Source organism: Mycoplasmoides fastidiosum, from assembly GCF_024498275.1.
Lineage (GTDB): Bacteria > Bacillota_I > Bacilli_A > Mycoplasmatales > Mycoplasmoidaceae > Mycoplasma_N > Mycoplasma_N fastidiosum.
Window position 1 is genome coordinate 787,383 of record NZ_CP101809.1, and the last position, 21,214, is coordinate 808,596.

A 21,214-nucleotide genomic window follows, 5' to 3' on the forward strand; every position below is an offset into this window, starting at 1 on the left:
AATTTTTCAACAATTCGCATACAGAAACATTTTATATTAATCAAAACTAAATATTTTTTTCTGTATAATGTAACAGTAGTTGAAAATTCCAGATGGTGTCTTAGCCAAGTGGTAAGGCCTGGAGCTGCAACCTCCATATGCGTCAGTTCAAATCTGACAGACACCTCCAATTTTACATCCGTAGCTCAGTAGGATAGAGCATCAGTTTGCGGAACTGAAGGTCGCAGGTTCGAGCCCTGTCGGGTGTGCCATTATAAATTGTTCTAAAACAAGTTAAATTTGATTTAACTTGTTTTTCTTCGGGATATAGCTTAGCTTGGTAGAGCGCTTGGTTTGGGACCAAGAGGTCGCAGGTTCAAATCCTGTTATCCCGACCATTTTTTGGCTGAGTACCTCAGCTGGTTAGAGGGCTCGGTTCATACCCGAGACGTCGTGAGTTCGAGTCTCACCTCAGCCACCAGAATACAATTATTAAATTAATAACCCCTTTTTATTTTCTAAATGGGTTATTCATGGAAGCTTACCCAAGTGGTTGAAGGGATCGGTCTTGAAAACCGAGAGGCGTAGCAATGCGCGCGGGGGTTCGAATCCCTCAGCTTCCGCCATTTTTTAACAAAAAGCCGGGTTATTCATATATAATTATTAGGCTGTAATGTGGGTTTTAGTAGTATACCTGAAAAAACTACTTTTATCGCGGGATGGAGCAGTTGGTTAGCTCGTCAGGCTCATAATCTGAAGGTCGTAGGTTCGAATCCTACTCCCGCAACCATACGGAATTGTAGTGTAGAGACCTAACACGCCACTCTGTCACAGTGGAGATCGCGGGTTTGAATCCCGTCAGTTCCGCCATTGTGGCTTCATAGCTCAGTCGGTAGAGCAACGGTCTGAAGAACCGTGTGTCGGCAGTTCGATTCTGCCTGAAGCCACCATTTGTTTTTTTGTTCTTGGTCGTTTTTTAGTTCATATCTTTTTTTATATTTAATTAACCATATATTATAGCTTTTATGATCCCCAGTACGGTTGTACTGGGGATTTCTGTTGTTAAAACTTAAAAAAATAATCAAACCATCAATAGCTTGAAAGATTAATTGTATAATATAAGCTTATGGAAGTTTGCTCTGTTCCTGTTTATTATGAAAAAAGCAAAACATAAATTAAAGCTTAAACCAACCCAAACTCCACGGGTCGAACAACGATTTTTTTTTAGTGGGGGGGTGAAACGGATTATTGTCCGGGGGTTGGATTTATTGCTTTTGTACATTAGTAATTTAATTATTTTTCTGCTGATTCTAGTTTTTCGTCCCAATCATTCGTTTGCTGAAAATTTTGCATGATTTAATAATTTATCACCAGTAGAAAGTAATTACCAAAGCTGACGCCTAATTGTGTTTTGAGCTTATTTACTAGTTATTTATGGTTTATATTTTTTAGTTCTGACCAAATTAAGCCATGGGTGAACCTTATTTGGTTATTTGTTTAAAATCCGAATTGTGAATGAAACCGAAAAAGTTAGTACCATTAAGCTACAACTATTGCGGTTGTTTAAGAAAGAATTAGTTCCCTTGTTTTTATTTCCCCTTTTAATGCTGCTTTTCAGTATTGTTATGGCCAATTTAAAATTGGAACAAAATGTTTTTTTAGTGATGATTAACATGATGTTCCGCCAACAACAAAACGATAGCTCTGTTGCTTTACAAGCGGTTTCAACTTTTTTTTCAGTTTTATTTTGAGGCGTTTTTTTGGTGCAATTCCTTTATTTAATTAACACTTACTGGGCCCAAAAACGGCGCAGCTGACAAGATAGTGCAGCAAGAATTTATGTTGTTGACTTTAGACCCAAAAAATCCCAATAGCATGGAATTATTTAAATTAAAGAAAGTGTAAAAAATCATTAATCAAATATGAATCGTGTAGTTAATCAAAGTCAACTAGAAGCAATTGAAGCTGAATTAAAACCCACTTTAGTATTATCAGGTGCGGGAACTGGCAAAACTTTTGTGCTTACCCAACGCATTGCGTTTTTAATTAACGCGATGGGTATTAATCCAGAAAAAATTTGGGCAATTACTTTTACAAAAAAAGCTAGTAAAGAAATTAGTGAACGCGTCCAACAAGAATGTCCCAATAATACTCCTCGCAATATTTCCACATTTCACGGTTCATGTGTGTGAATTTTACGAAAACACATCAACTTAATTGGTCGTTCTAGTAATTTTTCGATCATTGATGCACCCGCTCAAAGAGCTTTAATTACCCGATTTTTAAAAAAAATTAAAATTGGTTATACTGATAAAAAATTAAAACCTAGTACTTATTTAAACTTCATTTTACATTTTAAAGGTCAAGGTTATACACCAGAAGAAGTTGGCCCAGAACTGTTTTATCAAAGCATTGGCGAAGGCGATTATAAGGTTTATGAAGTTTTTAAACAACTTTTTCGGGCTTATGTTAATCAATTAGAACATGATAATGCTTTAGATTTTGATGACATTTTATCACTAACAAGAGAAATATTGCAAAATCCGATTGCTTTGGACTATTGACAAAATAATTTTGAAGCTATTTTAATTGATGAGTTCCAAGATACTGAACCCTTACAATTAGAAATCGTTAATAAAATTGCTGCTAAATCCCGTAATATTTTTGCAGTTGGCGATCCTGATCAATCCATCTATGGTTGACGGGGAGCTAGTCCTGAAATTATTGACGAATTTCTTGATTTTTATCCTGATCATCAAATTATTAAATTAGAACAAAACTATCGCTCAACTCAAAAAATTTTAAATGTTGCCAATACTTTAATTAAAAATAATCCTAGTCGAATTGATAAAAATTTATTTACTGAACGAGCTGCTAGTTTTCCCATTTTCTCTTATATTGCTGATAATCCTAATGATGAAGCCAATTGGGTTTGTGATCAAATTCAAAAATTAGAAACTGAAGTAAGTGATTTTCAGTTTAGCGATGTTTTAGTTTTATACCGCAATAATGCATTCAATAAAGAGATTAGTGAAGTTTTAGTTCAACGTGGGATTCAGTATATTGTTCATAGTGGAGTTGACTTCTATAATCGCGAAGAAATTCGCACCATCATTTCTTACTTAAAACTAATTATTGCTGATGATGCAGCTGCTTTACGAGCAGTTTGTAATATTCCTAAACGAGGTATTTCTGATACTACTTTAGATCTGTTAGAAGATTATGCTTTGGAAAATAAAATTAGTTTATACCAAGCCTTTTTCCAAGCTGAACAAGTTCCTAATTTACGAAAACAAGCCATTAATGGCTGTGTTGGTTTTTGTGAACTATTAACCAATATTCGTCAATTAGATACTAGTGACATTGGAAAATTAATTTGAAATATTTTTGAAATAAGTGGCTATAAAGCTTCATTAGATCCTCATGCTGATCGATATCGCATCGATGCAATTGAACAGTTAATTAATTCCATCGCTGAAAAACTAAAAGATGAACCAGAAAAACAATTAGTTGACATCATTGATGAGCTTACCCTTTATTTAAACATTGATGAACAAAGCGCAGATCAGGATCGCAACAAAAAAATTAATTTAATGACCATTCATGCTTCTAAAGGTTTGGAATACCGATATGTTTTTGTTATTAAAATGGATCAAGGCAAATTTCCATCTTCGCGAAAAGGTGAACTTGAAGAAGAACGCCGTTTAGCTTATGTTGGTTATACCCGAGCAATGGATCGGTTATATTTATCTTGTTCGAGTGGCTATTCTTGAGATACTAAAACCAGTGCTGAACCTTCAATTTTTTTATTAGAAGCTGAAAAATGTGCTGATGTTGAACGTTTAGGTAATACTTTTACTAAAAGTCGAATGAGTCATGATTCTTTTTTTGAAACAAAAATCACCACTAATAATAAAACTTCACGAACTTTAAGCGGCATTCCTGAAGAAAGTTTAAAGGTTGGAGCTTTAGTTGAACATGTTTGGTTTGGATCTGGACAAATTAGAGAAATTGGTATTTTAAATGACAAAATGAAAGTTGCTAAAATTTTCTTTCCTAGCAAAAATAAAACCATTGATATTGTCGCTAATTCAGATAAGATCGGATTATTAAAAAACTAATGCGCATTCTTTTTATTGGCGATATTTTCGGAGCTCCAGGACGCGAAATCATTAAACAGAACTTAGCCCAAATTATTACCGACCACCAAATTGATTTTGTGATCGCCAATGCAGAAAATGCGGCTCATGGTAAAGGCATTACTCCCCGTATTTATGAAGAACTAAAAAATGCCAAAATTGATTTCATTACAATGGGTAATCATACTTGAGCAAAAAAAGAGGGTTTAAAAGTTTTAGCAGAAAAACCAGATATTATTCGTCCTTTAAATTTAGCTTCTACTTATCAATTTCATGATGTAGGAGTGGGTTCAGTTGTTGTTGAATTTCAAAATATTCGCATTCGCATTAGTAATTTATTGGGAAGTACAGTCCGGTTTGTTGACTTTCATACCAATGAATCTTATATTTTAAATCCGTTTGCCTACTTCGAAAATTTTTTAGCTGAACATCACGATCATGATATTCACATCGTTGATTTTCACGCCGAAACCACTAGTGAAAAAAACGCTTTTTTACGTGCTTTCAATGGTCAAGTGGATGCCATTTTAGGTACCCATACTCATGTGCCAACTAATGATTTTCAAATTTATAATCAAACCGCTTACATCACTGATGTGGGAATGACCGGACCAGCTGAAGGGATTATTGGCGGAGATCCAGCAACAATTCTTGATGTCTTTTTTGCTCGTTCAAAAAAATTTAAATTAGATGTAGCATCTGGGTTAAAACAATTGTGTGCGGTGGTAATGGAATTTAATGACCAAAACCAAATTCAACAATTTTGACCCTTAATTCTTAAAGAAGATCGCTTAAGTGGTACTAGTATCATTCAGCAAATTAATTAACTTTTATAACGACAATGCATTTACACGAAGTTAAAAAATCTAAGTTTTATGCTCAACTTTATCCCGTAACAACCAAAACTGAAATCACAAAAATTTTGCAAGAACTTAAACGTACTCATAAAAAAGCCCGCCATATTTGTTATGCGTTTTATTTAAAAACCGATGACCAAAATTTTATTTCTGGATTATCTGATGCTGGTGAACCCAAAGGAGTGGCTGGAAAAAATTTATTTAATTTGTTAGTGCAACATCAAAAAATTAATTACTTATTAGTTGTTGTCCGTTATTTTGGTGGAGTCAAACTTGGTTATGGCGGTTTGTTTCGAGCATATTTAGAAGCTGCTAAATTAGTTTTTGAAGTTTAAACACTTATCATAAAAAATGAAAATATCAAGAAAAATGCCCGATAAATTGGGCATTTTTCATTGTCAAATTTAGTTATGATATAATCAAAATATTTAAATTAAAATCATAATAAATTAACATGTTGATAATCATCAGCGGACTAAAAGGCTCAGGAAAATCTGTCGGATTAGAAATCATTAAAAACCAAGGCTATCATGTTTTTAGTGTGGATAAATGAATTCATGATATCTATGCTTATGGTGAACGCGGCTATAATGTAATCCAAACTAAATTAGGTGACCAATTTGTGGATCAAAAAGGGGTTAAACGCGAAGCCATTAAAGAATGATTAATGACTGGTCATGATCCAGAAACTAATCAAAACCAAAACTTACGCAAGTTAAATGCAGCAATGTTGCCGATTATTAAATCTAAGTTAGTTGAATTAAAAAATCAAGCTTCAGTTAATGATGAATTAATTTTTGTGGAGTTAGCCACTTATGTTAATGATCACCAATTTTTCCGTGATGCTGTTGATGATGTTATTTATTTAAAGCGTGATAATTTACTTCAAGAAAAACCAGGTGTTGCAGCTTATTATTTAAGTCCTGAAATTCATTCAAGTTGAAAAATAGTTGAAAACAATTCCACAATCAATCAATTAACAACCAATGTAATTAATGCGATTGATGAAATTCTTCCTAAATATTTACGTAAACGTTTTCATATTAAAACCGAAAACATCAAATAAACAAAAACCTCTTAATTTTAATTAAGAGGTTTTTTATTGCTTGTTGTTTTGCTAAATTAATTCAGTATTTCATGACACCAGTAAATCAAAAAACAAGTAATGATGAATAATTTCGTTAAAAACCTCCTTCAATAAATTTTGTAAATTGTCTTTGGTTTTAGGAGTTCAGTTTTTTTCTAGTCTAGTAGTAAATAAGTTGATAAAAAGTTTTTGATACTGGTGAAAATTCAAATCATCAAAATTACTAATTTGTTTGAGCAGTTGTACTTTAATCGTTTTAATATCATTGTTATTTTTATGCTCTTTTAATTGTAAGTTGATTAATTGTTTTTTATTTGGTTTTCATAACTCAACTTGTTTTTTCAAATAAGTCTGGTTCAAAAAGTTTCACTTATTCTGTTTTCATAAAAAAATTAAAAAAGTCTGGGGTAAAAACCGAATTGTCATTTTCAAATCGTGATAATCACACCACTGGTCTAATCTTCGTCAGTTATTAAACCGCCGGCATGAAGCAATTGGTAAAGCGGCTTGTTTATAAATCAAATAATCTAACAAAACTGAATAATCAAATTCAAATTGAAACCTCGTAAAAACAAATTCTCAAAACTTTTTAGCTAATAAAAATTTTTCAAATTTCACTTGATTTAAATTAGGTAATAACTGTTGAAAGGCAATTAAATCTGATGGATCAGTTTGAATTTGATAATCCCGAAAAAATTCTTGTAAAACCAATTCATCAACTAGATGACTATTTAGTTGTGCAATTTGGATTTTAGCTAAGTCCAAACTAATTTGATAATGTTTTTTAATTAAATTTATTGCTGCAAATAAAAAAGTTTTTTGTTCTAATTCAGCAAATAATTCCATTGATAAGCGTTGTTGTAATTGGGGATTTAACCGGCTCTTTTCTAATTTACGTTTTCATTTTCGTAAAATAAGGTTTTGGTTAAAATACTGACTGACCACAATTGGTTGATTAAAATCAATTGGTTGTTTTTTAAAACTCAAAACAATATTCTTGTTCATACTAGGCGTCCTAACGCTTATCCGTGTATCACATTAATGCCTTCGCTTGGTTTATTAATATAATTTAAATACCGCGGGGCATATTGGGACGATTCTGATTTTCTTGGGGTGGAATTAGATGCTGTTGCAGCTAAATGCGGATTAGGCACAACAACTGGTTCTTCAGGTTGTTCGGGAGCAAAAAAATTAACAATTACGGGAATGATCATGGAAATAGTTTGGATTAAACCAATAACTCCCAAGATCACACTAAACGTCACTCCACCCCCGCGGGTGCGCATTTTTGCATCTAAGCTTAGTTTTTTTAGTGATGGTTTATTCATTAGAAAAATCATGGTGCTCCAAAGCTAATTGCTGAATCATTCGGGTTTGCCCGAATTCGTAAAAATGGTTGCATTTTGCTAGCCACAACTGCATAACGATTCTTCCGACGTTCTAATTCGGAATAATTAGTTGCTGACCGGGAATAAAGCACACGTTGCTGTCCATTGCGATCATAATAGATTTGTTGGGGTTCAGGTTTTTCATTCATAATTTCATTCGCAGTTTGAATATTAGAAATTAATCCAACCGCACTTGCTGCCACAGCCATTGGTCAAACTCCTAATTGGTATAATCGACCATTACTCATTCCCAATGTGGTTTTACTTTTACTTTTAGGATCATATAAAACTGATTTGATGCCGTTTTTTAGCTTGTCGAATGTCCTACGCAAATAACCCGATGATGAAGTTGGAGCGACTGTAGCTAGAGAATCATTCAACTTAGTTGTTGAAGTAGACATTGCTAACTGCGGTTCAATTAAACTTTGTGGTTTCCGACCCCGTCTGGTGGTTGGTTGATCAGTTGGCTCTAAATTATTTTTAGTTTTTCGAGTTCGGGTTGTTTTTGCTGTTGCTGCAGCCACAGATTTAAGCGTGGCTGTTCGAGATCTGCTTCTTGTTGCTTTTAACCCTGGGACTTTAGGTGATTGGTTAATCCGGCTTAAACTGCGCGCACTAGCATTTAATACTCTTGCAGCAGCCCCAGCTTGTTTTAAAGCTTTTTGTTCAAAATTAAGTTTTTGGTTTGAATGTAACATCATCTGTTCCTTTCTGTTACTGATTTAGTTCAGCTATTTATTAAGCTTAAAAATCCAAAAAGGAGAATGAAAGTTTCAATAAACAAAAAACCAGCAATCTTAATTGGTTGCTGGTTTAATTTGAGTATTAAATATTGGCACTAAATTGAATCAATCTAATCTCCAAAAGATTTCATTGCAATTGGTAAGAAAATTCGTTTTAGTTTAATGTAAGATTGACCAAAAGCAAAGGTGAAAATGCCTACTAAAATTCCAATACTTGATAAGAAGTATCACGGCACCATTTTGATTGGAATCAATAAAGAGATTGCACTTAAAATAATTCCTACATAAGTTTGTAAGAATAGCACTGATAAAGGTACACCCACAATTAAAGCAATTGCTAAGACCGGAATTAAATAAGTTAAAACAGTCACCGCATTTTCCCAGTTATTAAATCCTAACATAATCATGATTACTGATAATTGTTTTAGATCATCAATCACTAATGAGGTCACCATCATTACCATGATGATTAATAACGGAATAAAGACAATCAGAATAATCGTTACTAAAGCCTGCATTGTTGTTGATAATTTGGTGAACAACAAGTTGGTTGTGCTTGAATCATCTAAAGTCGTAATTCATGGATTAATAATGGATTCACCATAAACTTCGCGGAAAGCATTAATAATATCGTCTGTACCAGTCAAATTAGCTGGTAAGTTAAACATTGTTCGTAAAATATCTAAGTTTGCTGGAATAATCACGTTGCCCACTTGGGTTTGGGGCTGTAAGAACAATTCTTTAGTTACTGCTGAACGAGGATCAAACTGGGCTGGTGAGTAAATTCCAGATTCTGAAAAGACTGATAAAGCCGAAGTAAATTGAATTGGTTGTTGACTTGGATCTTTTAGTTTGGTAAAGAAACCGTTATAACCATATTCGGGATTGATACCTAAAATGGTATTGGCTGATTTTTGGGAAACAAAAAAGGCGGATTGGAAATAAGTATTATTTAAACCAACAATTTTGAAGCGAGCTTGGGGTTGGTGAGGTTGTAACGCAATTTTGGCCGCAAACCGGTCAGCATCATTATCCGGAGCAAAATCTAAATAATCCCCTACACCCAAATTATATTTTTGGGCTGTGAATAAATTAATGATCATCGGGTACACGGGAGTGTTGGTTGTTTGATCAATTTCGGGCTCTTGATACAAACGTTGGTTAATAATTTGGTTATTATCATCGCGCAGTTTTAAATAAGAACCCCGGGGATCTTGTTTAATACCAGTAATAGCCACATTGCCATCAATGTTTTTGATTTTTCCGGTTAAATAAGTAAAAGTTTGATCCCCATTAACAGACCGATCATAATCGATTGGCTCCCGACTAAAACCAGAGGCGGTTATTCCAACATTTTGTTGACTATCAACTTCGGGATTACCTGTAGTAGTTCATTGCTGGTTGGATCGATTATAATCAGGATTAGTGATTTGGTTGCCAAAAGTTAGTTTAACTGGACCAACTTGGGGATTAGCAAACGTTGGATCATTTAGAATTGAAAGAATTAAATACAAGAAGTCAGGACGGAATAAGGCAAAAATTGAATAACGGTTTTCGGGATGATTATCACTATCCCGGGGAAACGGATTAATGTATAAATAAACGGTTTTAGTACTGTCTAAATAATATAATCCAGGCACAATTGTTGTTTCGTTTGAACTTGGATTATTATTGATTGCAGTTAAATCTTCAGGACGAACTAAATAACTTGGTTCACCATTAAATACATCCCCATCATTAAAATTAGTTACCGGATTGCTCAACTGGTGCATGGAAAAGAACCGGTTCAAGAAGAAAGCACCATAGCGACTTTGAATAATGTTCCGAATTAAGTTAACATTATTTTTATCAATTTGATTTAAAATCGCTGGAGAAGCTTGTTCGATTGTGGGCCGAATAATATCTCACATGTTGATGTTTAATTTCAAGCTAAAATCATTCACTTTAATGGTGTTGTCTAACAGAATTTTTACCAACACCCGGTTTTGTAAAAAGTTCAGATCATACTGACTGTTAGCTCGGTCATCCATGGAGAAAATTCAGTAGTTAGCATTGTCCCGGTATAACCGGTTTAATAATGGTAACTTCACTTTTTGATTAGTTCCATAATCAAATTCTTGGAAGTCTTGGTTTTCAGTACTAGATTCAGAATTAATTTCTTTTTCGGTTGAACTAGTATAAGAAATGTATTCAGTTCCTGTTCCATTATTATTTTTTAATAACGGTTGTTTAGTCCGGTACAGATCAGATAATGGTTGAAATAATGGTGTGCCATCTGGAGCTAAAATTAATTTTTTATCCTCCCGGTTAGCTTGTTCCACTGGTACATAATCAGAATAGTAGAAAGTGGTTTGTTTGGTAATATCAGGACTAAATAAACTGTTGTGTTTTTGAATATCAGCAAAATTAATAATATTTAAATTAGTTGTGGTTTGAGAACCATGCGGATTCGCGGCTTCAGAAGAATAATAGAATACTCGGTGTTTTGGTTCCTCTGGGCTTGGTAAACTCACTGATTTATAAGCTTTTTGACTCTCATCCCAAATTGAACGTAATAAAAAATGGGATAAGATGCTGTTTCGGGCTCATCGACCAGTGTTTGCTGGGTTAAAATGGAGTTTTTGATTTAGTTGTTCTAAAGCGGTTACAGGGTTATCAGCTAATTGTTGGTTGAACTGATCTCCATAACGTGCAGCACTATCTTGAAAAAAGTTGTTGATGTTCGAAGCCACTAATAACGGATTAGCTGGACTAACATTTAGTGTCGCTTTTTCAGGTTTTGTTGTATTTGGCAGTTGATAAACTGTATCAATTTTTTGGCTAATGTTATTTAAATAAGTTTGTCCTAACTGTTGGTAAGAAAGAAGCGGAGCTTGAGTATGTTCAACAGTTGGAGTGCGGTATTGAACGGCATAATCATAACGTTTGGTTGTTTGTTCGTTTTCAGCAATTCGGCCAAATTGACCAATGTTAGAGAAAATAAACACCAACACAATAATCATCAGCGAACTCATTCCCGATAGTAATAAAATCCGGGGTAAGGAGTTAGTTGCCACAATCAACCGGAATTTTCATAATGGAGTAAACGAATTGTATAATCCGTTCAATTTCAGACTAAAACGGTTTTGTTTGAAAATGGGACTTTCACGCATTAATGCTAATGAAGAAGCCCGTAAGGTTAGGGTTGAAGCAATAATTGCTACTAAACCTAAAATACCTAACGGAATTAACACATAATAAATTAAGGTTAAATAATTAAACTCTACTGGACTCGAATCTAAGAACCAGTAATTACTTAAGATTGTAAATAACGTATTTTGGGTGAATAATCCCACAAAATAACCAATGATTGGTCCAATTAAAGCAGGAATGGTGACAAAGATCACTGAAGATAAAATGATCGTTAGTTTAGAAATTCCATTTGCTCCTAAGTTCCCAAATACTTTAGAGTTGTTTTTAAAGTAACGTCGCACTAACACGATTACCCCAAATAGGGTTAAGATCGCCACGATAATAATTAAAAAATAACTGACTAAATTCAGGATTTTAATGATGTTATCAACAAAAACAACTCGGTAAGCACTAGCTGAAAAAGTCATGCTGGTATCATCAGCATTATAGAAAATCGTGCCACTAGGCGCATATTCATTAACCGCAGTTCGTAAACTATCTAGAAATTGGGTAGTTAATCCAGCTTCTTTAATCTGTTCAGGCACTAAAACTGAAATGTAGTTTTCAGTCATACCCGCTGGATTATTTGCTAAGTATTTGTTGTAACCATTTTCGTTGACATAAACTAAAACTTCGTGTAATGGATCAGGAATCAAATTAAATAGGGAAATGGATGGAAAAACAAAATCTGCAGTTAACCCAGTTCCCACAATAATCGCTTGTACTCCGCCCGCATTTAAAATATTTTGGGAATTACGCGGATCAATGATGAAATTATTTAATTCTGCTTCTCATTGTTGCTGGTTGATTTGTTCAGAATTAGCTAATAACTTAAAGTTTTCATACGCTTCATCACTAATGGGTTTTTTATCAAAATGTCGTGCAAACTCAGGTGAAACAACAATAAATGGAGCAGTTGTATCACTTAAATAAGCTGGAGCTGGAACTTGAGAAAATTTTTGTAATTGTGCATCAATTGTATTTAACGGACGGAAAAAGTCAACTGAAGTAAAATTAAAAACTAGTTCATGACCGTTATAGTTTCAAAATCCGTTTTGAATTTGATTCAAATAATCCTGAATTTGAATTCGTTCAGGACCAGTTAAAAAGATGGTTTGTTGTCGATCTTCGTGTTCTAGAATTTTTAAGTATTTATCAAAAACTTCACGAATTTTTGGTGATGAAAAATTTGCCCGTAATAACATTCGAATGAACGGAATGTCTTGAGCAGGCGCTAAATCACGGCGAATGTTTCGTAAGTTTAATCAATTCTGCAGAATTTGGTAGTTACTGTATGATGGTTTATAAAACAGTTCATTTCCGCTAAAAATAATTAATTTATTAACATATTCAGCATCAGGTGCAGAACTGTCTTGGAAATTACTTTGAATGATTTTATAGCTCATCAAAGCATTATTGGGTTCAGTTGGTGTTAAAGTTGTTTCAGAACTGTTAGCTGAATTAGTAGTTTGGGTTGATTGTGATGCTGAATTAGTTGGTGTAGTTGTGGTAGTTGGATTATTACTTTCAGAAGTTTGGTTAACAATAATGGACTTAACATCGTTCCGAGGAATGTTATAAGTCTCTTTCATGTTAGTTTGAGGGTTTAAAAACTCAAAGTCATTCAAAACATTGTCCACAGTCCACATACCGTGTTTAACAATAAAATTCCGAATCAAGGCCATTTGATCCCGAGAACGAGCATTATTGTTGGCACTAATTGAATTATTAATTCCCTCAAGAGTTAAGTCTAAAAGATGAGTTTTTTCTTCGTTGTTTAGTTTAGTTCAAAGTTCAATAAAACCAGCTCGATTAGAATTGCTAGTGGAAGTGAAAATAAATTTTTGGGGATCGCTTAAACTATCAAATGATGTATTATTAGTGCCTAAATAAGTTTGGATTTCACTTGCATTATTAGTTTTTAATTGGTTTAAAGCATCTTGAATAGTTGAAGTGCCCCCAATTGTTTTTCATTTATAAAAAACAATTTTGTAAATAGTTTGAACAAACTTATCTAAGTCATAAGTTTTTTCAGGAGTACTGGTTCCACCACCACTAGTTGTAGTTGTTTCATTTAAATTGTATTTATTAATTAAATTTTGTAAAGCATTATTGATATCAGCTGCTTGAAAACTATCAACTCGCAAACTATTAGTTAATGGTTCTAAATACTTGGTTGCTGTGGTTTGGTCAAAATTAGTTAAATTGAAAGTAGGTTGGTTTGGAGCAGGATTTTTGAAATAATTATAAAAATACTGATAACTTTTAGTTCATTTAATTTGGTTATTTTCTAATTCGGGAGTTAGTTCGTTCACTGCTTCATTAACAGTTCGAGCAACCGGAATTAAACCATTGTATTGGCCACTAGTATCAGTTACACCTTGCGCTTTTGCTAAAAAAGAAGTACCAGAACTAATTTCGTTAATACCAATTTGATCACTATTTTGGGTATTGTAATTTCCAAAAATTGCTTTCACATAGTTGTATCCAACAACATTAGCTCCAACACCTGATTGAGCAGATAATACAGTAGCGTCACTAACTGCTCCAGTTACTCCACATTGTGAAGTTACTAAAATTTCAGTACTAATCAGATTTCCGTTAGTATCAAATTCCAAATCATTAGGATTTAAAAAGTTATAGATCAGTAATGGCTGAGAGAACTGTGATCCTGGTTGAAAGCATGAAGGCGGAGTTGCATTGCTATTGTGAATTGGTGAAACTGCAGCTCCTAAAACATAGTCAGTGCTACCATTTGCTTTACTATAAACCCGAGCCGCAGTTGAATTAATGGCAGTTACAACCCGCGAACGGTATTTCGCTTCAGCAGTGGGAACAAAATCCCCATTACCATAACCATAAGTTGGATTAATGACTGCATCATGTAATTGACTTCGGCTGTTAATGTTATGAACACTTGTAGTCAAATTAGTAATTAAGTTGGTGGCTGCTGAGTACACCATACTAATAACAGAGATAAAGAACACTAGCGAGAAAATTGATAATCAATTATTGCGAATGCTTCTTAAAATGTTTTTTAAAAAAACAAGCAAAATTATTCTCCTTCATAATCTGATTGTTATTACAAAATAGAATTAATAAATTTTGTTTTGGCAATAGCAAAAAGAAAAAAATTTTATTATTAGGAAATTCAAAAAGAAAAAATTCCAGCAAGAATTTTTTCTTCAACATTTTAAATGTGATAAATAATGAATATTTTCCATTGCCGAAAATTTCAATGGAAATATTTTTGAATTATATTACAAAACCGAAAAAATCGCTTAAAAAAACCATCGCTAAACCCAGCATGATTTTGAAATTTTTTTCCATTTTTTCTCGAAAACGATTAGATAAAAATCAGGAGTGATTTTTCAGTCGTATAATTTCAAAGAATTTAATAGTGAATTCTAGTTTTACCAAATTTTGCGGCAAATTTAACAAATATCCCAACTAGTGATGGTCGTTTTTTGGTTAATTAATTTTGTTGTGTACATCTCTGTAATAGAAAATTAAACTAGATTCGGAGTTTATTTAATCTTCTGTTAATTAATATATTAAAAGTTGATCCTAGAGCTAATTAGTAAGGATCTGTTGGTTTTATTTTAATAATGTTATAATTAATTGATGTGATTAAATCGTAACTAATTACTGAAAATCACATTTATTTATTAAATAAATACATCTTAATTTTGGAAATTATTATCCTATATGAATAGAAAAGTTGCAATTAATGGTTTCGGTCGAATTGGTCGTTTGGCATTTCGAACATTACTTGAAAAAAAAGGAGTAGATGTTGTTGCCATTAATGACTTAACTGATGCAAAAACATTAGCTCACCTACTAAAATATGACAGCGCTCAAGGTCAACTAAAGGGTTATGACGTGAAAGCTGAAGATGGTTTCTTAAAAGTTAGCGACCTAAAGTCTGGTCAAACTTTATCCATCCCCGTTCATGCTGAACGCGACCCAAAAAACTTACCATGAGAAAAATTAGGTGTTGACATCGTTCTTGAATGTACTGGTTTCTTCACTAAAAAAGAAGCAGCTGAACAACACCTACAAGCTGGAGCTAAACGGGTGTTAATTTCTGCTCCAGGAACTGGAGAAATGAAAACTGTTGTTTACAACGTAAACCACGAAATCCTAAAACCTGAAGACCAAATTGTATCTGCTGCTTCATGTACAACCAATGCTTTAGCTCCAGTGGTTCACTTCATCGATAAAGCGTTTACCATTAAATCTGGAACGATGACTACTGTCCACGCTTATACTGCGGACCAACGCTTACAAGATGCACCTCACTCTGATTTACGTCGAGCTCGAGCTGCTGCGGCTTCTATTGTGCCAACCACAACCGGAGCTGCTAAAGCAATTGGTTTAGTTGTTCCTTCATTAGTGGGTAAATTAGACGGTTTTGCTCACCGTGTGCCTGTAATTGCGGGTTCATTAGTGGATTTAACTTTATTTGTGGAAAAACCAGTGACCGTTGAACAATTAAATGCCGAAATGAAAAAGAATGCTAACGAATCATTTGCTTACTCTGATGCTCCATTAGTTTCAGCTGACATTATTGGGAATACTGCTGGTTCTATCTTCGATTCTCTATTAACTAAAGTGCAACCAACTGGTGAAGTTCGTTTATTCACTTGATATGATAATGAAACATCATATGTGAACCAATTAGTGCGAACTTTAATTCACATGGCTAATCTTTAATAAACCATTTATTAGTTAATTAAATTTTATTCATGATCTACAATAAAAAAACCATTCGGGATTTAAATTTAGACCAGCAAACCGTTTTAGTACGGTTGGATCTAAATGTTCCTTTAAAAGATGGAGTGGTTGGAGATGATACTCGTATCGTTCAATCATTACCAACTTTACAATACTTGATTGAACACAAATGTAAAATCATTGTTTTAAGTCACTTATCCCGCATTAAATCTTTAGAAGATAAATTAAGCGGGAAAAAAAGTTTAGCCCCAGTAGCTGCGCGCATGGGCGAATTATTAAAACAACCAGTTCGTTTTTTAGCAGCTAACACTGGAACCGCTGTAACTGAAGCAGTTCAAAATTTAGATTTGGGTGAAGTTTTAGTTTTAGAAAATACCCGTTATCAAGATGTTAATGATCAAGGTGACGTGGTGAAACTTGAATCAAAAAACGATCCTAAATTAGCCCAATTTTGGGCTAGCTTAGCCCCAATTTATGTGAACGATGCTTTTGGCACTGCTCACCGAGCTCATGCTTCAAATGTCGGAATTGCTTCGAATGTTACCCAATCTGCGATTGGGTTTTTAATTGAACAAGAACTACTAAATTTGGCTAGAGCTTGCGATCAATTTGAGCGACCTTTGGTCGCTGTTTTAGGGGGCGCAAAAATTTCTGACAAACTAAAAGTGATTGAACGAATTGTTCAAAAAGCTGATTATGTTTTAATCGGTGGAGGTATGGCTTATACTTTTAAAAAAGCCAATAACCAGGCAATTGGAAAATCCATGTTAGATCAATCAATGGTTGATAAATGTCGGGAATTGATGCAAACTTATGGCGAAAAATTAGTGATTCCTATCGATACTCACGCCGCGCCTTCATTTGCTGATTTGCCTGGAAAAGTTTTAGTAGCTAATGCCTCAGCTGCTGAGTGGGGCGATTGGATTGGGTTAGATATTGGACCAGATTCAATTACCAAATTTAATAACATTTTAGACCAAGCAAAAACTGTAGTTTGAAACGGTCCTATGGGGGTGTTTGAGTTTAGTCATTATGAAGCCGGAACCCGAGCCATTGCTAATAAAATTCAAGAAATTACGGCTAAAAACCATGCATTTACCTTAATTGGTGGGGGTGATTCTGCAGCAGCTTACCAACAATTTAATCATGGTCAAGGAGTTAGTTTCATTTCCACTGGTGGGGGTGCTTCTCTAACTTATATGGAAGAAGAAAATTTACCCGGAATTAGTGCTATTGCTGATAAATAATTGCCAATTAGTCTAGCAATTAATCCTTTAAAAACAAAAACGCTTAAACTGAGTTTAAGCGTTTTTTTATTGACTGCTTCAGTCATTTTCAATTAGTACAATAACTATTGGTCTTATTGTTCAATTACACACTAACTAAGATCAAGACAAACTCAACAAGTAAAGAAAAAATCCCTGCTATTTTATTAGCAAGGATTTTTAAAGATTTAATTTAGATAATAACAATTTGGATGAATAATGAAAGATTAATTATTGGTTGCTTACAATTGTTCCTAATTGTTCAATTTTTTCTTCAGCTAAATCTAAGTATTCTTGACTTAATTGACCTTTTTTAACTAAAGTTGCAATTTTACCTAAAGAAGATTCTAACCGGGTTAATTGTTTGAACTCTTTAGTCCGGAATTGCATGGTGTGGTTCACTAATTTTTCAGGAGTTGGCTGGTGGCCAAAACGGTTAGCAATTAATGAAAACACATAACCTAAAATCAGTGTAGTAAAGAAGGTGGTTAAAGTTAATCACACCCCGTGGAATTGAATTCGGGCGCTTTCTGGAATAAATCCTTGGGTTAATAATCATAACGGAATACCAATGATAAACCCAATAATAATTCCAATTAAAACCCCCACCGAATTAGCCCGGCGACTAAAGATGCCTAATAAGAACACCGCAACAGTTGGCGCGTTCAATAAGCCAACAAATCCGGTAAAGTAGTTTAGTAAATCGGTTTGTTTCACATAAATTAATACCACCCCAAACAAAATAGCTGCTCCCCCAAACACAAGTACTAAAATACGGGAGAATCATAAGTAGTAACGATCGGATTTACTGTGTTTGGTAATTGGTTGAATAAAATCAACGATAATGGAATTAGCTAATGCAGATAAACCAGAACTAATAGTAGACTGAGAAGAAGCAAAAATGGCTGCTAAAATCAAGCCAACAAATCCAATTGGTAAAGCATTTTTCACAAAATTAATCATGAAGGTATTTTGACTTACACCAATTGATTTGAATAAATCATTAACATCTGCTCCTGGAACAGTGGAATAATAAGTATATAACGCAGAACCAGCGCCAAAGAATAAAAGTACAGTAATAACCCCTAAGAAAGAAGAAATGTATAAAGTTTTGCGAATTTGGGCAATATTACGAGTTCCTTTATACCGTTGGGTCACATCTTGAGACCCCATAAACGCGTACATGGAATTAATAATGTTGAACAAGAATAAGAAGGAAATTCCCCCCTGAGCTAAACTTAGTTTTCAACTTTCTTTGGTTAAGATGGATTGGTAAACTAAAGTATCAGAACCATAATTAGTTTTCACTAAAGCCCCAATTAAAACTGCTCCAATTCCCACTAATAAAACAATCCCTTGGATTGCATCAGCTCAAATTACCGCTTTAAAACCACCAAATGCGGTTAATAAAGCAACAATAATTCCCACAACCACAATCATGATGTAAGGACTCACATCAACCACTGCTGTTAATGCAATGATTGGCACAAATAACACAATTGCAACCCGGAAAATTTGGAAAATAATAAAGGACGCAGAATTAATTGCTCTTAAAGCGTAGTTAAATCGTTCTTGCAAATAAGCATAAGCGGTTGAAGCTTTCAACCGACGATAGAACGGAATAACTCACATTGCCACAAACGGGGTGATGCCGATTAATGCAATGTTCGGCCCAACTCACATTCAGGCCCCAGTGGCTACTTGACCAGTAATGTTCACAAAAAACAAAGAAGATAAAATGGTTGCTCAAATGGACAAACCAACTACTCAAATCGGGTTTTTACTGCCTCCAGTAAAAAAGTTATTGGTGGAATTTTGTTTCCGTCTTCGCTGAATGAATCAGAAAAAACCACCTAACCCAGAAACCCCTATCAAGTAGATAACTAAAATAACTATATCTAGCGGGGACACTATTGTTCTCCTTTAATTAAATATTCAACTCATTCTTGGTAACTACTATTTCACGCATTAATTGGGGTATTAGTGTTATCACGGAATTTACCGACAAGAATGAAACCAAGGTTGATGAAGCTTCAAATTAAACTAATGAATAAGATCGCTGCACCGATTCAAGAAGCAGAAACCACTCCACCATACCCAGTTGTAGAAACAATTGGATTAGAACCATAAATTACCCAAGCCAGAGTAATTACAGTTGCACCAACCCAAGAAAATCCTAATTTAGCAAAACCCAACTCCTTACGGCCAACATAAAAATATTCCAAACCAAACAGTCCAGTTAATAAAGTTAGCCAAACTAAGGTAATTTTGTTTCTTCCATCAATTCGTATTTTATTTTTCATAATTTCTAATGGATTTTTTCTTTTACTGTAGTTGTTATTTTTTGCAATTAATGAATTAAAAAGTAGCAAAAAATTTCATTGTAATGATTTTGTTAAAAAGCTTTTTCTGATCAATGTATCGAATTTGGTTGTTATTTTGAATTAAACTAACCTGTAATGATTTTGATTTTGTTGAACCAACTACTAATTCCAGAAAAAGGTTTTTAATTGAAAATTCTTAATTTTATTTCATTATGAATAAACAAAAATCCCGTCAATTCAGGAAAATTATTCTTCATTTTCATTTATTCAAAATAATTATATGCCTTTAAAATTAATTGCAAATTTTTGATCAAAAGAAAGAAAATAATTTCAAAAAAATATTTCAATTATTTTTCCAGATTGAAATTTTTTCTACTTTGTCCTAATAATGGCAAGAAATTTTTTAAATTATGATTTTTGTGGTATGGCCAAAAAATAACCCATAAAAACTGGGTTTTATGGGACCGATTTTTTAGAAGCAATTGCTAATAAATTTTTCGCGGCATTTAAGTTGACATCAACAATTTGCCGGGTAACAAACGCTTGCTGACAAGCTAATGCAGTTTCGATGTTGACTAAAGCATCAACTAAGGCGCGATTATCATAGTCTTGTTGGTGAATTCGGTTAACAAAAGCTTGTAATTCAGCTACATATGCAGTTGCAAACCGCTCGTTGAAATTGCGATAAGTTTGTTGCTGGTGCCCATTCGCATTAATGTAATTAATTTGGCTGGCTGCATTAGATGGTAGACTAATCGTTAAATGACCATTAGTGCCAATAATTTCGCCTTGAGCTTGATAACCATTACTGCTGATGCGAGAAGCCATGAGAATGCCGATTTGTTGATTATCAAATTCAATCATGCCTGCCACGACATCCCCATCATTTCAAGTGGCAAATTCGGGATACTTATAAGCCTTACCCAAACTGAAAACTCGTTGGGGATAGGCTTGCAAATACCAAATCATTAAATCAATATCATGAGCTGAAACATCAACAAACTGCCCGCCTGAACTAGGACCAAATCGAAACATGTTGGCTATATCGACTTCAGGATCTTGAGAAAACAACCGAATTAAAATCGGTCGACCAATTTCTCCAGTTTCGAGTAATTGTTTTGCTGCTGCAAATTCTCGATCATACCGACGCATAAACCCAATTTGAACCACTTGATTAGTTTGCTTTAAAGCGAAATTGACTAAATCATAACATTCAGCTAAATCAGTTCCTAAGGGTTTTTCACAAAACACGTGCTTGCCAGCTAATAAAGCTTGTTTAATTTGACGGGGATGGTCTGGAGTGGGCGAAACAATTACCACTGCATCAATTTCTGGATTAGCTAACATCATTGCATAATCTTGATAATGATAGGGAATATTTCATGTTTTGGCCCAGTAAGCAGCCTGATCATCAATTGAACATAAAGCAATTAACTGAGCAGAAGCAATTTGGGTGTGAATGTTTTGCGCATGAGTGAACCCCATTCGACCTAAACCAACCACACCAATCCGAATTGGTAACAT

14 protein-coding genes and 8 tRNA genes are annotated in these 21,214 nt (G+C 34.0%); 15 read left to right on the forward strand and 7 right to left on the reverse strand.

The window, feature by feature from the left end:
• The first annotated feature begins 94 nt into the window (after positions 1-94).
• The 13 genes from NPA10_RS02685 to NPA10_RS02745 all read left to right on the forward strand — a co-directional run bounded on the left by NPA10_RS02685 (position 95) and on the right by NPA10_RS02745 (position 6,041).
• Positions 95-169: transfer RNA gene (locus NPA10_RS02685), tRNA-Cys, on the forward strand.
• Positions 170-174: 5 nt separating this feature from the next.
• Positions 175-251, forward strand: a tRNA-Arg gene (locus NPA10_RS02690).
• A 49-nt stretch (positions 252-300) separates the two neighbouring features.
• Positions 301-377 (forward strand) — tRNA-Pro (locus NPA10_RS02695).
• Between the two features lie 6 nt (positions 378-383).
• Positions 384-460 (forward strand) — tRNA-Met (locus NPA10_RS02700).
• A gap of 54 nt (positions 461-514) precedes the next feature.
• Positions 515-605, forward strand: a tRNA-Ser gene (locus NPA10_RS02705).
• A gap of 87 nt (positions 606-692) precedes the next feature.
• A tRNA-Met gene (locus NPA10_RS02710) sits at positions 693-769 on the forward strand.
• A gap of 3 nt (positions 770-772) precedes the next feature.
• Positions 773-849 (forward strand) — tRNA-Asp (locus NPA10_RS02715).
• Positions 850-853: 4 nt separating this feature from the next.
• Positions 854-929 (forward strand) — tRNA-Phe (locus NPA10_RS02720).
• Positions 930-1,133: 204 nt separating this feature from the next.
• Entirely contained in the window at positions 1,134-1,853 is a 720-nt protein-coding gene (locus NPA10_RS02725) for an RDD family protein (RefSeq protein ID WP_256547180.1), read from the forward strand.
• Positions 1,854-1,901: 48 nt separating this feature from the next.
• Positions 1,902-4,100 carry an ATP-dependent helicase gene (locus tag NPA10_RS02730; protein WP_256547181.1) on the forward strand — a complete coding sequence of 733 codons (2,199 nt, stop codon included), beginning with the start codon at positions 1,902-1,904 and terminating at the stop codon, positions 4,098-4,100.
• Positions 4,100-4,945, forward strand: a complete 846-nt coding sequence (locus tag NPA10_RS02735; protein ID WP_256547182.1) for a TIGR00282 family metallophosphoesterase — start codon at positions 4,100-4,102, stop codon at positions 4,943-4,945. Before NPA10_RS02730 ends, NPA10_RS02735 begins: the two co-directional genes overlap by 1 nt.
• Before the next feature lie 14 nt (positions 4,946-4,959).
• Positions 4,960-5,310 carry a YigZ family protein gene (locus NPA10_RS02740; protein ID WP_256547183.1) on the forward strand — a complete coding sequence of 117 codons (351 nt, stop codon included), beginning with the start codon at positions 4,960-4,962 and terminating at the stop codon, positions 5,308-5,310.
• 119 nt (positions 5,311-5,429) lie between these two features.
• On the forward strand, positions 5,430-6,041 hold the full coding sequence (locus NPA10_RS02745; RefSeq protein WP_256547184.1) for a dephospho-CoA kinase: 612 nt from the start codon (positions 5,430-5,432) through the stop codon (positions 6,039-6,041).
• A gap of 51 nt (positions 6,042-6,092) precedes the next feature.
• Here NPA10_RS02745 and NPA10_RS02750 read toward each other — a convergent pair whose 3' ends face one another.
• From NPA10_RS02750 to NPA10_RS02765, 4 genes are all read right to left on the reverse strand, one after another.
• Positions 6,093-7,067: a hypothetical protein gene (locus NPA10_RS02750; protein WP_256547185.1), complete on the reverse strand. Its 975-nt coding sequence runs from the start codon at positions 7,065-7,067 to the stop codon at positions 6,093-6,095.
• 17 nt (positions 7,068-7,084) lie between these two features.
• Entirely contained in the window at positions 7,085-7,390 is a 306-nt protein-coding gene (locus NPA10_RS02755) for a hypothetical protein (RefSeq protein ID WP_256547186.1), read from the reverse strand.
• On the reverse strand, positions 7,390-8,148 hold the full coding sequence (locus NPA10_RS02760) for a hypothetical protein (protein WP_256547187.1): 759 nt from the start codon (positions 8,146-8,148) through the stop codon (positions 7,390-7,392). The genes NPA10_RS02755 and NPA10_RS02760 overlap by 1 nt, the downstream gene beginning before the upstream one ends.
• Before the next feature lie 155 nt (positions 8,149-8,303).
• On the reverse strand, positions 8,304-14,417 hold the full coding sequence (locus NPA10_RS02765) for an ABC transporter permease (protein ID WP_256547188.1): 6,114 nt from the start codon (positions 14,415-14,417) through the stop codon (positions 8,304-8,306).
• Positions 14,418-15,072: 655 nt separating this feature from the next.
• Here NPA10_RS02765 and gap point away from each other — a divergent pair.
• Positions 15,073-16,080: a type I glyceraldehyde-3-phosphate dehydrogenase gene (gene gap, locus NPA10_RS02770; RefSeq protein ID WP_256547189.1), complete on the forward strand. Its 1,008-nt coding sequence runs from the start codon at positions 15,073-15,075 to the stop codon at positions 16,078-16,080.
• A 35-nt stretch (positions 16,081-16,115) separates the two neighbouring features.
• Positions 16,116-17,348, forward strand: coding sequence for a phosphoglycerate kinase (locus NPA10_RS02775; RefSeq protein ID WP_307292045.1), 1,233 nt, complete (start codon positions 16,116-16,118; stop codon positions 17,346-17,348).
• 249 nt (positions 17,349-17,597) lie between these two features.
• Here NPA10_RS02775 and NPA10_RS02780 read toward each other — a convergent pair whose 3' ends face one another.
• From NPA10_RS02780 to NPA10_RS02790, 3 genes are all read right to left on the reverse strand, one after another.
• Positions 17,598-19,277 carry a sodium:solute symporter family transporter gene (locus NPA10_RS02780; RefSeq protein WP_256547191.1) on the reverse strand — a complete coding sequence of 560 codons (1,680 nt, stop codon included), beginning with the start codon at positions 19,275-19,277 and terminating at the stop codon, positions 17,598-17,600.
• On the reverse strand, positions 19,277-19,669 hold the full coding sequence (locus NPA10_RS02785) for an NINE protein (protein ID WP_256547192.1): 393 nt from the start codon (positions 19,667-19,669) through the stop codon (positions 19,277-19,279). The genes NPA10_RS02780 and NPA10_RS02785 overlap by 1 nt, the downstream gene beginning before the upstream one ends.
• A gap of 477 nt (positions 19,670-20,146) precedes the next feature.
• A complete protein-coding gene (locus NPA10_RS02790; protein WP_256547193.1) occupies positions 20,147-21,214 on the reverse strand; it encodes a Gfo/Idh/MocA family oxidoreductase in 1,068 nt (355 codons plus the stop codon).